This is a genomic window from Pseudonocardia broussonetiae, from assembly GCF_013155125.1.
Lineage (GTDB): Bacteria > Actinomycetota > Actinomycetes > Mycobacteriales > Pseudonocardiaceae > Pseudonocardia > Pseudonocardia broussonetiae.
Map to the genome: position 1 here is coordinate 3517650 of NZ_CP053564.1, position 13829 is coordinate 3531478.

At 76.7% G+C, this 13829-nt stretch carries 13 protein-coding genes; 10 read left to right on the forward strand and 3 right to left on the reverse strand.

Annotation, left to right across the window (positions count from 1 at the left end; genetic code table 11):
* Window positions 1–48: 48 nt before the first annotated feature.
* Both miaB and HOP40_RS17380 read left to right on the forward strand, forming a co-directional pair.
* The gene (gene miaB, locus HOP40_RS17375) at window positions 49–1503 is read left to right on the forward strand and encodes a tRNA (N6-isopentenyl adenosine(37)-C2)-methylthiotransferase MiaB (RefSeq protein ID WP_172159884.1); all 1455 of its coding nucleotides are present in this window, start codon (window positions 49–51) and stop codon (window positions 1501–1503) included.
* A complete protein-coding gene (locus tag HOP40_RS17380) occupies window positions 1500–1964 on the forward strand; it encodes an Rv2732c family membrane protein (RefSeq protein ID WP_172159886.1) in 465 nt (154 codons plus the stop codon). Before miaB ends, HOP40_RS17380 begins: the two co-directional genes overlap by 4 nt.
* A 195-nt stretch (window positions 1965–2159) precedes the next feature.
* Here the strand turns inward: HOP40_RS17380 and HOP40_RS17385 are convergent, their stop codons facing one another.
* Together HOP40_RS17385 and HOP40_RS17390 are read right to left on the reverse strand one after the other, a co-directional pair.
* Window positions 2160–3035, reverse strand: coding sequence for a type IV toxin-antitoxin system AbiEi family antitoxin domain-containing protein (locus HOP40_RS17385; protein ID WP_172159888.1), 876 nt, complete (start codon window positions 3033–3035; stop codon window positions 2160–2162).
* A gap of 123 nt (window positions 3036–3158) precedes the next feature.
* Entirely contained in the window at window positions 3159–4424 is a 1266-nt protein-coding gene (locus HOP40_RS17390) for a DUF349 domain-containing protein (RefSeq protein WP_420821823.1), read from the reverse strand.
* A gap of 1232 nt (window positions 4425–5656) precedes the next feature.
* Here HOP40_RS17390 and HOP40_RS17395 point away from each other — a divergent pair.
* The 6 genes from HOP40_RS17395 to HOP40_RS17420 all read left to right on the forward strand — a co-directional run bounded on the left by HOP40_RS17395 (window position 5657) and on the right by HOP40_RS17420 (window position 11448).
* Window positions 5657–6343 carry a class III extradiol ring-cleavage dioxygenase family protein gene (locus HOP40_RS17395; RefSeq protein ID WP_338053075.1) on the forward strand — a complete coding sequence of 229 codons (687 nt, stop codon included), beginning with the start codon at window positions 5657–5659 and terminating at the stop codon, window positions 6341–6343.
* Complete coding sequence (gene miaA / locus HOP40_RS17400) at window positions 6340–7230, forward strand: tRNA (adenosine(37)-N6)-dimethylallyltransferase MiaA (protein ID WP_172159892.1); 891 nt, start codon at window positions 6340–6342, stop codon at window positions 7228–7230. The genes HOP40_RS17395 and miaA overlap by 4 nt, the downstream gene beginning before the upstream one ends.
* Window position 7231: 1 nt before the next feature.
* Window positions 7232–8047, forward strand: coding sequence for a diaminopimelate epimerase (gene dapF, locus HOP40_RS17405; protein ID WP_172159894.1), 816 nt, complete (start codon window positions 7232–7234; stop codon window positions 8045–8047).
* Window positions 8048–8080: 33 nt separating this feature from the next.
* Window positions 8081–9511, forward strand: a complete 1431-nt coding sequence (gene hflX, locus HOP40_RS17410) for a GTPase HflX (protein ID WP_420821824.1) — start codon at window positions 8081–8083, stop codon at window positions 9509–9511.
* Between the two features lie 35 nt (window positions 9512–9546).
* On the forward strand, window positions 9547–10497 hold the full coding sequence (locus HOP40_RS17415) for a hypothetical protein (RefSeq protein ID WP_172159898.1): 951 nt from the start codon (window positions 9547–9549) through the stop codon (window positions 10495–10497).
* An 81-nt stretch (window positions 10498–10578) separates the two neighbouring features.
* Entirely contained in the window at window positions 10579–11448 is an 870-nt protein-coding gene (locus tag HOP40_RS17420; protein ID WP_172159900.1) for a universal stress protein, read from the forward strand.
* Here HOP40_RS17420 and lexA read toward each other — a convergent pair.
* A complete protein-coding gene (gene lexA, locus HOP40_RS17425) occupies window positions 11426–12163 on the reverse strand; it encodes a transcriptional repressor LexA (protein ID WP_172159902.1) in 738 nt (245 codons plus the stop codon). The genes HOP40_RS17420 and lexA overlap by 23 nt on opposite strands.
* A 297-nt stretch (window positions 12164–12460) precedes the next feature.
* Here lexA and HOP40_RS17430 point away from each other — a divergent pair, with 297 nt between their 5' ends.
* Both HOP40_RS17430 and nrdR read left to right on the forward strand, forming a co-directional pair.
* The gene (locus HOP40_RS17430) at window positions 12461–13078 is read left to right on the forward strand and encodes a hypothetical protein (RefSeq protein ID WP_172159904.1); all 618 of its coding nucleotides are present in this window, start codon (window positions 12461–12463) and stop codon (window positions 13076–13078) included.
* A 159-nt stretch (window positions 13079–13237) separates the two neighbouring features.
* On the forward strand, window positions 13238–13717 hold the full coding sequence (gene nrdR / locus HOP40_RS17435) for a transcriptional regulator NrdR (RefSeq protein WP_172159906.1): 480 nt from the start codon (window positions 13238–13240) through the stop codon (window positions 13715–13717).
* The last annotated feature ends 112 nt before the right edge of the window (window positions 13718–13829 follow it).

The window sequence follows — 13829 nt, forward strand, 5'->3', positions numbered from 1 at the left end:
GCCGGTCCCGGGCCGGGCCGTCGAGCTGCGGCGGCCTACCCTGCAGGAGTGAGTCTCAGCTACACCGTCCGCACGTACGGCTGCCAGATGAACGTGCACGACTCCGAGCGGATGGCCGGGCTCCTCGAGTCCGCCGGCTACACCCGCTCGGCCACCGACGACGGCGCCGACGTCGTCGTGTTCAACACCTGCGCCGTGCGCGAGAACGCCGACAACCGCCTCTACGGCAACCTCAGCCACCTCGCGCCGGTCAAGCGCGACCGCCCCGGCATGCAGATCGCCGTCGGCGGCTGCCTCGCCCAGAAGGACCGCGCCGAGATCGTGCGCCGCGCGCCCTGGGTCGACGTCGTGTTCGGCACCCACAACGTGCACGCGCTGCCGGTCCTGCTGGAGCGCGCGCGGCACAACGCCGAGGCGCAGGTCGAGATCGCCGAGTCGTTGGAGGTCTTCCCGTCGACGCTGCCCGCGCGCCGCGAGAGCACCTACGCGGGCTGGGTCTCGATCTCGGTCGGCTGCAACAACACCTGCACGTTCTGCATCGTCCCGGCGCTGCGCGGCACGGAGAAGGACCGGCGTCCCGGCGACGTGCTCGCCGAGGTGCAGTCGCTGGCCGCCGACGGCGTGCTCGAGGTGACGCTGCTGGGCCAGAACGTCAACGCCTACGGGGTCGAGTTCGGCGACCGCGGTGCCTTCGCCTCGCTGCTGCGCGCGTGCGGGTCGATCGACGGGCTCGAGCGCGTCCGCTTCACCTCGCCGCACCCCCGCGACTTCACCTCCGACGTCATCGCGGCCATGGCCGAGACGCCCAACGTCTGCCCGCAGCTGCACATGCCGCTGCAGTCGGGCTCCGACCGGATGCTGAGGGCGATGCGCCGCTCGTACCGGTCGTCGCGGTACCTGTCGATCATCGACGAGGTGCGCGCGTCGCTCCCCGACGCCGCGATCACCACCGACATCATCGTGGGCTTCCCCGGCGAGACCGAGGAGGACTTCCAGGCCACGCTCGACGTCGTCGCGCAGGCGCGGTTCGCCTCGGCGTTCACGTTCCAGTACTCGAAGCGGCCCGGCACCCCCGCCGCCGACCTGCCCGACCAGCTGCCCAAGGCCGTCGTGCAGGAGCGCTACATGCGGCTCGTCGCACTGCAGGAGGAGATCTCCTGGTCGGCCAACCGCGCGCTGGAGGGCCGGGTCGTCGAGGTCCTCGTCGCCGCGGGGGAGGGCAAGAAGGACAGCGCCACGCAGCGGCTGTCGGGTCGCGCGCGCGACGGGCGTCTGGTGCACTTCACACCGGGGGAGGCCCGCGTGCGCCCCGGCGACGTCGTCGAGGTCGAGGTCACCTACGGCGCACCGCACCACCTCGTCTCGGACTCGCCGCTGCTCTCGCACCGCAGGACCCGCGCGGGCGACGCGTCCGAGGCGGGCGTCCGGCGCGGCACGGGACTGGGCCTCCCCGGCTTCGGCGCACCCGCGCCGGTCACCGGTGGATGTGGAGAGACCTCATGACCGACCCCTCGTCGGACCCCGCGCTCGAGGCGGAGATCCGCGGCATCGCCCGCACGATGGAGCGGCGCACCGACCCGGGCGCCACCGCGGTCACCGTCGCCGTCGCGGTGCTGGTCGTGCTCGGCTCCCTGGCCCTGCCGTGGACGGGCGCGGTGCTGGGCTGGCAGGTCCTCGCCGGGCTCGCCCCCGACCTCGGCGTGCTGCCGCGTCTGTTCACCTTCACCTCCGTGGGGTTCGGCGTCCTCGGCTCGGCCCTGGCCCTCTCGACGCGCTGGTGGGCGCTGGCCTGGGTGTGCGCGGTGGGCAGCGGCATCTCGGTCGTCACCGGGATCTGGGCGGTGTGGTCGCGGCAGACGGTGGTGCCCGACGGCGGCACCGGCCCGCACGTGGGCATGGTGCTGGCGGTCCTGGCGATGGTGGTCCTGGCCGCTTCGTGGTCGCGGATCGCGCTGCGGCGCTGACGCCCGCCGCCGGCCACCGCTCCCGCCCGCCGCCGGCCACCGCTCCCGCCCGCCGCCGGCCGCCGCTCCCGCCCGCCGCCGCTCCTGCCCGCTGCCCCCGCTCCGCCGCCTCCGCCCCGCCCCGCCCCGCCCCCAAGATCACCGTTTCGGCAGCGGAAGCTCGCGAAACCGCACCGTCCGCTGCCGAACCGGTGATCATGCAGCGGCCCGCAGCGCCGCCCGGACCTCCGCGAGGACGTACCCGGGCCGCTGGTCCAGGTCGTGCCAGGTGAACCGCAGCAGGTCCCAGCCTCCGCGGTGCAGCGCGTTGCCCTTGTGCCGGTCCGCGCGGAACCGGGCCACGTCGACGTGCCACGCCCACCCGTCGACCTCGATGGCCAGCTTGGCCTCGTGGAAGGCGAAGTCGATCGTCCACCGGCCGAACGGTGCGCCGTGCTCCCAGCCGCCCAGACCCGCTCCGCGCAGGAGGGCGATCATCAGGCGCTCCGCCGCGGAGTCGGCGCGGTCGGCGGCCGCGGTCAGCATCGCGGCGATCGCGGCGGACCCCTCGGCGCCCAGGTTGCGGCAGTAGGCCGCGTACACGGCCGGGAAGCGGACGTGGCGCTGCAGGGCCCGGTCGAGGAACACCGAGCCCTCGGCGACGCTGATCGCCGTCTCGAGCGCGGTGAGCGGCTCGGCCGTCAGCCAGAGCCCGCGGTCGAGCATCCGGTCGGCGGGGTTCAGGTCGCGGCGCCGGACCCGGGCACCGGCCGGTGCGACGGGTGCGCGGCGCCGCGGCACCGTCACCCCCACCTCGGACGGGGCCGGGACGCCCATGCCGTGCCACCAGGCGGCGGCCTGTCCGTGCACCGCGGAGTCGGCGCCGGCCCACAGCCCGACGACCCGCACGCGTACCGCGTCCGTCGGCGGGTGGCCGGCGGCCAGGAACACCCGGGGCGCCAGACGCAGCCACTCGCCGGAGCGCACCAGGCGCTGCACGGTGGCGGCCGACATCCCGCGGTCAGCGGCCTGGGCCAGGGTGATGAGCCCGTCCTGGCGGGCCAGCAGGTCGTGCACCCGGCGGTTGCGCATCCGGTGAGGATGGCCGCGGGCAGGGGCGCGCCGTGGCCGTTCCGGACAACCCGTCGAGCATGATCACCGTCCGGGCAGCAGAACCGACGCGGAACGACGGATCCGCTGCCCAACCGGTGATCATCAGCGGGACTGGACCGCCTGCTCCGCGGTCGTCAGCCACTCCCGCCACTGCTCGGCCTGGCTGCGGGCCTGCTCGGCGCGCCGCTTGTCGCCCGCCGCCTCGGCCTTCTCCGCCTGCGCCTCGAACTGGGCGACGCGGTCGCGGAACTGGGCGACGCGCGCCTCGGCCTCGGGGTCGGTGCGCCGCCACTGGCGGTCGCCCGCCTCGCGCACCTTCTCCTCGACGGCGCGCATCCGGGCCTCCAGGGGCCGGATGTCGTCGCGGGGGACCTTGCCGATCTCCTCCCAGCGCTCCTGGAAGCCGCGCAGGGCGTTGCGGGCCGCGGTCGGGTCGGAGACGTCGATCTTCTCGGCCTCGGCGAGCAGCGCCTTCTTCGCCTCCGCGTTGGCGGCGAACTCGGCGTCGCGCTCGTCGAAGGTGGCCGAGCGGCGGGCGAAGAACGCGTCCTGGGCGGAGCGGAAGCGCTGCCAGAGGGCGTCGTCGGTGTCCTTCTGCGCGCGGCCCGCGGCCTTCCACTCCGCCATCAGGTCGCGGAAGCGGGCGGCGGTGGGGGCCCAGTCGTCGGAGCCGGCGAGCTTCTCGGCCTCGACGGCCAGCTCCTCCTTGCGGGCGCGGGCGGCGCCGCGCTGGCGGTCGAGGTCGGCGAAGTGCGAGCCGCGGCGGCGGTTGAACGCTTCGCGCGCCTTGGAGAAGCGCTTCCACAGCTGCTCGTCGGTCTTGCGGTCGATGCCGCGGATGGTGCGCCACTCGTCGAGGATCGCGGTGAAGCGGTCGCCCGCCTGCTTCCACTGCGTCGCCTCCTGGGCGAGCGCCTCGGCCTCGGCGGCCAGCTCCTCCTTGCGCGCGACGGCCGCCGCGCGCTGCTCGTCGCGGGCCGTGCGCGCCGCGGCGACGCCCTGCTCCGCCATCCCGATCAGCTCGTCCAGGCGGGCGGCGAGGCCGGGCACGTCCCCGACGATCGACGCCTCGTCCAGGCCGCTGCGCAGCCCGCGGGCCGCGGTGAGGGTCTGCTTCGGGTCGCCGCCGCCCGCGCCCAGGCGCGCGACGAGCAGCTCGACCTCGGTGAGGACGTCGTCGAAGCGGCGGGCGAAGTGCGCGAGCCCCTCGACGGGGGCCCCGGCCTGCCAGGAGCCGACGACCCGCTCGCCGTCGGGAGTGCGCAGGTAGACGGTGCCCTCCTCGTCGACGCGGCCCCACCGCGACGGGTCGGTGCTCGCCGCCGTGACCGGCGAGGGCTGGGCGACGGGCACGGCCTCGGGCTCCACTGCGGCCGCGACGGCCGTGGGCCGGGCGGCCGGACGCGCGGCGGCGGGCGGCGGCCCGGGGCGCGGGGGGGCCGGGCGCGGCGGGCCGGGCCGGGGTGCCCCGGACGCGGAACCCGGCTGCGGGGCGGACGGCGCCGGCGTGACGGGCGGGCGCGCCACGGCGGCGGCGGAGCCGGCCTCGGCGGCGGGGGCCTCGGCGGGCGCTTCCGCATCCGCGGCGGGGCCCTCGGTGGGTGCGACGGCGGGGACCTCGGCGGCCGGGGTCTCGGCGGGCGGGACCTCGGCGGGCGGGGCCTCGGTGGGCGGGGCCTCGGTGGGCGGGGCGTCGGTGGCCGCTGCGGCGGGCCCGGCGGCTGCCGGGTCGGCGCCCCCGTCCCCGGTCGGAGCGGCGCCCCCGTCCCCGGTAGGAGCGGCGTCCCCTGCCCCGGTCGGAGAGGCGGCCGCGGTGCCGGGCGGGTCGGCCGGAGCCGGGGGACCGGGCACCACCCGAGGCTCGTCCGGAGTCGAGGCGTCGGGCGAGGAGGCGGCACCGTCCGCCACCGGGGCATCCGCCGCCGGGCCATCAGACGAGGGCGCGTCCGACGAAGGGGCGTCCGACGAAGGGGCGTCCGACGAAGGGGTGTCCGACGACGGGGCGTCCACGACCGGGGTGTCCGACGACAGGGCGTCCACGACCGGGGCGTCCGACGACGGGGCGTCCGCGGAGGGAGCGTCCGCGGAACCGGCCTCCGAGGAGGCGGCCTCGGCGTCCGCAGCGTCCGCGCCGGCCGTGGCTCCGTCCGTCCCCACCTCGTCCGGGGCCGCTCCCTGCTCGTCCGGGGCCGGGGGCGTCCCGGTGGCCTGGTCCTCCGTCGTGTGCTGCTCCGACACCGTGTCCTCCTGTAGTCCGGCCCGCCGCGGACGGCGGGCGCCCCGCCGTGGCGGGGCCGTGCACAGCGGCCGAGGCCGGTCGTGGTGACCGGCGGCCGTCCGGCCATCCAAACAGCTCGGCCTGGCCACGGGAACCGCCCGGGTGGCTGGTGCGCCGCCAGCGGCCGCTCCCGGGCGGCGAGGAGTCCGGCCCTGCCCGATGGGCAACGACCGGGAAGGCCTCCGCCCGGCGGGGAACGACCGGGAAGGCCGCCGCCCGGCGGGGAACGACGGGCACGCCGCCGCCCGGCGGGGAACGGCCGGGAACGCCGCGGCCCGGCGTGGACCTGCCGGGCACGCCTAGGCTCGCGTCCGTGCTGTCGATGGTCGTCGTGCTCCCGCAACCCCCGCTGCTCGTGCCGGAGCTGGCCGGGGCCGCGGCCGCGGAGACCGCCGACCTGCGCGCCGCCTGCCGCGCCGCCGCCGCCCGCCTGGGCGCCGCCGCGTCGACGTGGGTCGCCGTCGGCGCCGACGCCGGCGGGCGCCGCACCGTCGACCCCGACACGCGCGGCTCGTTCGTCGGGTTCGGCGCCGACGTCGTCGTCGCCCTCGACCCGTCCTCGACGGCCCCGGTCGACCCCGACCTCCCGCTCCCGCTGCTCGTCGCCGGCTGGGCCGCGGCGGGCACGGGGGCGCGGATCCGCGGCGAGCTGGTGGCGCCGGACGCGTCGCCGCGGGAGTGCGCGGAGCTCGGGGCGTCGCTGGCGGGCGAGCCGGTCGGGCTGCTGGTCGTCGGCGACGGCTCGGCCAAGCACACGCTCAAGGCACCCGGGCACCTCGACGAGCGCTCCGGCCCCTTCGACGACGCCGTCGCCGCCGCACTGCGCGACGCCGACCCGGCCGCGCTCGCCGCGCTCGACCCCGAGCTGGGCCGCGAGCTGTGGGCCATCGGGCGCGCGCCGTGGCAGGTGCTCGCGGGCGCCACCGCCGGCCGCTCGTGGACCGGCGAGCTGCTGTACTCCGGCGCCCCCTACGGCGTCGGCTACCACGTGGCGGTCTGGACGCCGTGAACCGCCTGGTCGTGGTCGTCGGGCCGACGGCGGCCGGCAAGTCGGCGCTGGGGCTGGAGCTCGCCCGCCGCCTCGACGGCGAGATCGTCAACGCCGACGCCATGGCGCTCTACCGCGGCCTGGACATCGGCACCGCCAAGCCGACGCCCGCCGAGCGCGCCGCGGTGCCCCACCACCTGCTCGACGTCCTCGACGTCACCGAGACCGCGTCCGTCGCCGCCTACCAGCGCGACGCCCGTGCGGCGGTCGAGGCGCTGCTGGCCGCCGGGCGGACCCCGGTGCTGGTGGGCGGGTCGGGGCTGTACGTGCAGGCCGTCGTCGACGAGCTGGAGTTCCCCGGCACCGACCCGGCCCTGCGTGCCGAGCTGGAGACCGAGCTGGCCGCGCACGGTCCGGCCGCCCTGCACGCCCGGCTCGAGGCGCTCGACCCGGCGGCCGCGGAGGTCGTGCTGCCGGGCAACGGGCGGCGGATCGTGCGGGCGCTGGAGGTCATCGCGCTCACCGGACGCCCGTTCCCGGCGCGGATGCCGGCCGCCGCGGTGCCCCGCTATGACGCCGTGCTGCTCGGCGTCGACCGCCCCACCGACGACCTCGACGCCCGCGTCGCCCGCCGCGTCGCCCGGATGTTCGCCGCCGGCCTCGTCGACGAGACGCGCGCGCTGGAGCCCGCCGGCCTGCGCGACGGCCTCACGGCCTCGCGCGCGCTGGGGTACCAGCAGGTGCTCGCCGGCGGGTCGATGAGCACCGCCGCCGCCGACACCGTCCGCGCCACCCGGAGGTTCGTCCGGCGCCAGCGCTCCTGGTTCCGCCGCGACGCCCGCACCCGCTGGCTCGACGCCGCCGCGCCCGACCTGCTCGGGCGGGCCCTGACGGCGCTATCGTCGTGACGTGGAGTTCAGCAAGGGTCACGGCACCGAGAACGACTTCGTGGTGCTCCCCGACCCGGACGGGTCCCTGGACCTGACGCCCGAGCGCGTCGCCGCCCTGTGCGACCGCCGCCGCGGCCTCGGGGCCGACGGCGTGCTGCGCGTGGTCCGGTGGGCCGCGCTGGGCGACGGGCCGCCGCCGGAGCCGGGCGTCGAGTGGTTCATGGACTACCGCAACGGCGACGGCAGCCTCGCCGAGATGTGCGGCAACGGCGTGCGCGTCTACGCCCGCTACCTCGCCCACCGGGGCTGGCTGACCGGTGACGAGCTGCCGCTGGGCACCCGCGGCGGGGTGCGCACCGTGCGCATCGAGGGCGACGAGGTCTCGGTCGACATGGGCCACGCCGCCGTCGGCGAGTCGAGCACCGCGAGCATCGACGGGGTGGCGTTCCCGGGCGTGGCCGTCGACGTGGGCAACCCGCACCTGGCGTGCGTCACCGAGGTGCCCGTCGACCACCTCGACCTCACCCGCCCGCCCGGCCACGACCCGGCGCTGTTCCCGCACGGGGTCAACGTCGAGTTCGTGACGCCCCTGCACGACGACGAGATCACGATGCGCGTCCACGAGCGCGGCGTGGGGGAGACCCGCTCGTGCGGCACCGGCACCGTCGCCGCGGTGGTCGCGGCCCTGCGCCACGCCGGGCGCGACACCGGCACCGTCGGCGTCTCGACGCCGGGCGGGCGGCTGCGCGTCACCGTCACGGACACGACGACCGTGCTGCACGGGCCCGCCGTCCTGGTCGCCCACGGCGACCTCGACTGGGAATCCCTCGCCTAGAACCGGCGTTGTCGTGGGAGCATGACGAACACGATGACGGAACCCGCCCAGACCCCTCCGACGCAGCTGCGCCCCACCACCGGCGACTACGAGCTCGAGGAACGCTCCTCGCTCCGCCGCGTGGCCGGGCTCTCCACCGAACTCACCGACGTCACCGAGGTCGAGTACCGCAAGCTCCGGCTGGAGCGCGTGGTCCTCGTCGGCGTGTGGACCGAGGGAACCTCCGAACAGGCCCGCGGGTCGATGGAGGAGCTGGCCCGGCTCGCCGAGACCGCCGGCTCCCAGGTCATGGACGCGCTCATCCAGCGCCGCCCGCGGCCCGACCCCGCCACCTACATCGGCTCCGGCAAGGTCGACGAGCTGCGCGACGTCGTGCAGTCCACCGGCGCCGACACCGTGATCTGCGACGGCGAGCTCTCGCCCGGCCAGCTGCGCCAGCTGGAGGACAAGCTCAAGGTCAAGGTCGTCGACCGCACCGCGCTGATCCTCGACATCTTCGCCCAGCACGCCCGCAGCCGGGACGGCAAGGCGCAGGTCGAGCTGGCCCAGCTGTCCTACCTGCTGCCGCGCCTGCGCGGCTGGGGCGAGGCGCTGTCCCGGCAGGTCGGTGGCCGTGCCGCCGGCGGTGTCGGCATCGGCGGCCGCGGCCCCGGTGAGACCAAGATCGAGCTCGACCGGCGGCGCATCCGCAACCGCATGTCCAAGCTGCGCCGCGAGATCGGCTCGATGAAGCAGATCCGCGAGACGCAGCGCGGCTCCCGGCGGCGCAACGAGATCCCGGGCGTCGCGATCGTCGGCTACACCAACGCCGGCAAGTCGAGCCTGCTCAACGCGCTGACGGGCGCGGGCGTGCTCGTCGAGGACGCGCTGTTCGCCACCCTCGACCCGACGACGCGCCGCACGTCCACGAGCGACGGGCGCACCTACACCCTCACCGACACGGTCGGGTTCGTGCGCCACCTGCCCCACCAGCTCGTGGAGGCGTTCCGGTCCACGCTGGAGGAGACGGCGGGCGCCGACCTGCTCGTGCACGTCGTCGACGCCTCCGATGCTCTGCCCGAGGACCAGATCAAGGCCGTGCGCCAGGTGCTGGTCGAGGTCGGCGAGGAGCAGCAGGGTCGGATGCCCCAGGAGCTGCTCGTCGTCAACAAGACCGATGCGGCGGGCGACCTCCAGCTCGCCCGGCTGCGCCACCTGCTGCCCGACGCCGTGTTCGTCTCCGCCCGCCGGGGCGACGGCATCGACAAGCTGCAGGCGCGGATCGCGGAGATGCTGCCGCGGCCCGAGGTCGACGTCGACGTGCTCGTGCCCTTCACCGAGGGCTCGCTCGTCGCGCGGGTGCACGCCGAGGGCGAGGTGCTCGCGGAGGAGCACACGCCCGAGGGCACCCGGATGCACGCGCGGGTCGGTGCCGAGCTGGCCACCGCCGTGCTGCCGTACGTGCTGGTGGAGGGCGCGCGCTGATCCGCCTGCTCGCCGCGGCCGCCCTCGTCGCGGCGGTGGCCGCGCCGCCCGCCGCGCCCGAGACCCGCTGCACCGTCACCGACGACCGGCTGGCGGAGCTGTCCGGGCTCGTCGTCGACGGCGGGCGGGTGTGGGCGATGAGCGACGGCGGCCGCCGCGTCGACCTGCACCGGCTCGACGGCGACTGCGAGGTCGCGGAGACGCGCACGGCCGACGTCGACCCGTTCGACGCCGAGGACCTCGCGCTCGGGCCCGACGGCGAGCTGTGGATCGCCGACACCGGCGACAACGACCGCTCCCGCGACACCGTCGCCGCGATCGTGCTGGAGCGCGGCGGCGACGCCCGGCTGCACCGCTTCACCTACCCCGACGGCCCGCACGACGCCGAGGCGCTGCTCGTCGACGCGTCCGGGGTGCCGTACGTGATCACCAAGGAGGTCGGCACGCCCGCCGGGGTGTACCGCCCGGCCGCGCCGCCCGAGGGCCGCGGGCCGTTCCCGCTGGAGCGGGTGGGGCAGGTGTCGCTGCCGGCGTCGGACACCGAGGGCGGGCCGATCGGCGGCGTGGGCTCGCGCACCGTCACCGGTGCCGGCGCGTCCGCCGACGGCCGGGTCGTCGCGCTGCGGACCTACACCGACGCCTGGCTCTTCCCGGTGCCCGACGGGGACCTCGCCGCCGCGCTCGCGGCGGAGCCGGCCCGCGTGCCGCTGCCCGGCGAGCCGCAGGGCGAGGCCGTGGCGTTCGAGCCCGACGGCACCCTGCTCTCGGGCTCCGAGACGCGCGGCGGGGAGCCCGGCGAGCTGCGGGCCGTGCCCGGGGCCGCCGCCCTCGCCGCGGAGCCGTTCACCCCGCCCGCGGTGGAGCCCGCCGCCCCGGCGGAGCCACCCGCGCCGGAGTGGCTGCCCGCGCTGATCGGCGGCGGCGTGACGATCGGCGTGCTCGTCCTGCTCGCCGCGGCCCTGTCGCTGCGCGCGCGGCGGCGCTGAGGACGAGCGGGCGCCGTAGCACGCGCGTAACCGGACCCGCCGCACCCGCGGATACCGTGATCACGGTCGGAGGGGGGCGCGGTGCCGATCGTCACCGGTTACGAGGACACGCCGGGCGGGCACGACGCGCTCGTCCTGGGCGCGCAGCTGGCCCGGCTCACGGGGCTGAGCGCGGTGGTCGCCACGGTGTACCCGGTCGATGCCCGCGGCCTCGCCGTCGTCGCCCGCGACCCGCGGTGGCGGGAGAAGGCCCGCGCGGTCGCCGCCGGCCGGTTCCGGCGGGCGCGGGAGATCATCGGCGACGGCTGGGGCGACGCCGAACCGCAGTTCACCGCGCTCACACCGGGCTCGGTGGCCGACGTGCTGGCCGACCACGCCGACGACGTGGGCGCGGCCGTGCTCGTGGTGGGCTCCACCGGCCACGGGCTGCTGGGCCGCCTCGCGCCGGGCCGGACGGTGCAGCGGCTGCTGCCGCTCGCGCGCTGCCCGGTGGCGATCGCCCCGCGGGGGTACCGGCACACCGGCACGGGGACGATGACCGTGGTGGCGGTGGCCTACGACGGCAGCGCGGAGGCCGACCGGGCGATGACCGTGGCCGTGCACCTGGCCGGGCGGACCGGGGCCGCGGTGCGGGTCGTGACCGTGGCCGAGGACGACGACGGCGTGCCCGCCGCGCAGGCGCTCGCGCACAAGGGCATCGCGTCGCTGCCCGTGGAGATCGACGCCCTGAGCGACGTCGTGGTCGGACCGGTGGCCGCCACCCTCGCCGCGCTGCCCGACCGCACCGACGTGCTGGTGGTCGGGTCGCGCGGCTACCGGTTCATGCAGCGCCTGCTGCTCGGCGGGGTGGCGGGGGTGCTGGTGCGCACCGCCCGCTACCCGGTGATCGTGGTGCCCGGTCCGGACCACGCCGGTGCCGGAGGTGGCATCAGAGGCGGCGCAGCACCGTGACGACGCGCCCGAGCACGGTGGCGTCGTCGCCGGGGATCGGGTCGTAGGCGGCGTTGGCCGGCATCAGCCAGACGTGCCCGTCGCGGCGGGTGAACGTCTTGACGGTGGCCTCCCCGTCGATCATCGCGGCCACGATCTCGCCGTTCTCGGCGACGGGCTGCTGACGCACGACGACCCAGTCGCCGTCGGTGATGGCCGCCTCGACCATCGAGTCACCGCGGACCCGCAGCAGGAACAGCGTGCCCTCGCCGACGATCTCGCGGGGCAGCGGGAAGACGCTCTCCACCGCCTGCTCGGCCAGGATCGGCCCACCGGCGGCGATCGTGCCCAGGAGCGGGACGAACGCGGGCGCCGGCCGCTCGACGACGCCGGACTCCGACGGCGGCGCCTCGGGCTGGTCGTCGGGCGGGCGGACGTCGACCGCGCGCGTGCGGTTGGGGTCGCGCCGCAGGTAGCCCTTGCGCTCCAGCGTGCGGAGCTGGTGGTGCACCGACGACGTCGACGTCAGGCCGACGGCGTCGCCGATCTCGCGCACGCTCGGCGGGTAGCCGTGGCGCTCCACCCAGTCGCGGATGACCTCCAGCACCTTGCGCTGGCGGGGAGTGAGGCCGACGGGGGCGCTCGCGGGGTCGGGGAACGTGCTCACCTGGGCGGTGGGCCCGGGGCGCACCCCCTCGTCGTCGCCACCCGTCCGGCCGGGCTCGTCCCGTGCCATGTGCTCGCGCCTCCTCGTCGATTCCGCGCGGTTCCCGGAGTGTCCGGGAACCGTTCGTGCCGTGGCGGACGGGCGCGCTCGCGCGCACCGGTTCCGCCGTCGTGACCACGACCGTAGCCCCGATCCCGGCTCCCGCCAAACACATGTTCGAACGACACGCCCCGATTCCTCGATTCTGTCGGTGGTGGGTGGTACACATCGCGGAGAGCTCGTTCGAACACCTGTTCGTCGTTCGAACGGCCACCAGGAACGGAACGGCGAACGGCACGAGCGGGTCCGAGCGGAAGGTGGAGTCCGGTGCACGATCAGATCGAGGACGGAATGCGGCGGGGCGGCACGGCACTGCACCCGGTGGCACCGCACCCGGCGGCGCCGCGGGCGGCCGCGCGCTCCGCGGCCGCGCAGGCCGCCCAGACTCAGCAGGCCCAGCAGGCCGCGCAGGCCCCGCAGGCCCCGCAGGCCGCGGTGCGCCCGGCGCGGGCGGTGCCGCGCCGCGGGCGGGCCCACGGGCCGCGCCCGGTCCGCCCGCGGGTGGTGGCCACGGCCGCGCGCCCGGTGCAGCCGCCGCGCCCGCAGCGGCCCGGCGACCAGCGGCCCGGGGAGCACCGGCCGGGGGAGCAGCGGACGGGGGAGCGGTGGGCCGACGAGCGGTGGGTCGGCGAGCCCGGCCGCCGCGGCGAGCGCGTCCTGCTGCGCACGGTCCCGGTGCTCCCGCCGGAGGTCCTGCGCCGCCGGCGGGTGGTGGCGACGATCGGCATGGCGCTGCTGTCGGCCGCGGTCGTCGTCCTGCTGGGGCTGCTGGCCGACGTCGCCGCGGCAGCCCGGCACACCGACCGTCCCGCGGAGGTGACGAGCACGTCCCCCACAGCGGTGGTGCCGCCGTCCCTGCAGGTGACGGGGGCCGTCGGCGACTGACGCTCCGCGCGCGGCGCCGGGCGCCGTCGCGGCCGCGTTCCCGTTCGGACGACATGGGGCACGGATAGTGCCTCCCCGGTTTTGCCGCCCCTACATGTTGTGGTTACATGGACGTCGTTAGCCCAGGGATGGGGTTCCGGCTCGTCGGAGGTGGTGTTCGTGCGCTGCCCTTTCTGCCGTCACTCCGACTGCCGGGTCATCGATTCCCGTGAGGTCGACGACGGGGTCGCCACCCGCCGTCGGCGCTCCTGCGCCTCCTGCGGGCGCCGGTTCACCACCGTCGAGGAGGCGGTGCTGGCCGTCGTCAAGCGCAGCGGGGTCACGGAGCCCTTCAGCCGCGACAAGGTCGTCAGCGGTGTCCGCCGGGCCTGCCAGGGCCGTCCCGTCGACGAGGACGCGCTGGCCCAGCTCGCGGCCCGCGTCGAGGAGGCCGTCCGCGCGGGCGGCACCGCCGAGATCCCCAGCCACGAGGTCGGCCTGGCCATCCTCGGGCCGCTCCGCGAGCTCGACGAGGTCGCCTACCTCCGGTTCGCGAGCGTCTACCGCTCCTTCTCCTCGATCGAGGACTTCGAGAAGGAGATCGCCGACCTGCGCGACACGCCGGCGCGCGACACACCAGCCCGCGCCGCGCCCACCTGACCGACCCGTCCGATCGGCGGCCGCACGCGGCCGCCCGACGCATCGCCGCGCCGTCACCGCACCCCGTGCCGTTGTCTCTACGACAGCGCGCAGCTCGACCGCCACGCCCCGA

What these genes read in the sequence shown, in the direction of transcription:
- hflX (WP_420821824.1), top strand. Translation starts at nt 8,081, where the DNA reads ATGACGGAACCCGCCCAGACCCCTCCGACGCAGCTGCGCCCCACCACC.
- HOP40_RS17380 (WP_172159886.1), top strand. Translation starts at nt 1,500, where the DNA reads ATGACCGACCCCTCGTCGGACCCCGCGCTCGAGGCGGAGATCCGCGGC.
- HOP40_RS17395 (WP_338053075.1), top strand. Translation starts at nt 5,657, where the DNA reads ATGGTCGTCGTGCTCCCGCAACCCCCGCTGCTCGTGCCGGAGCTGGCC.
- lexA (WP_172159902.1), bottom strand. Translation starts at nt 12,163, where the DNA reads ATGGCACGGGACGAGCCCGGCCGGACGGGTGGCGACGACGAGGGGGTG.
- HOP40_RS17385 (WP_172159888.1), bottom strand. Translation starts at nt 3,035, where the DNA reads ATGCGCAACCGCCGGGTGCACGACCTGCTGGCCCGCCAGGACGGGCTC.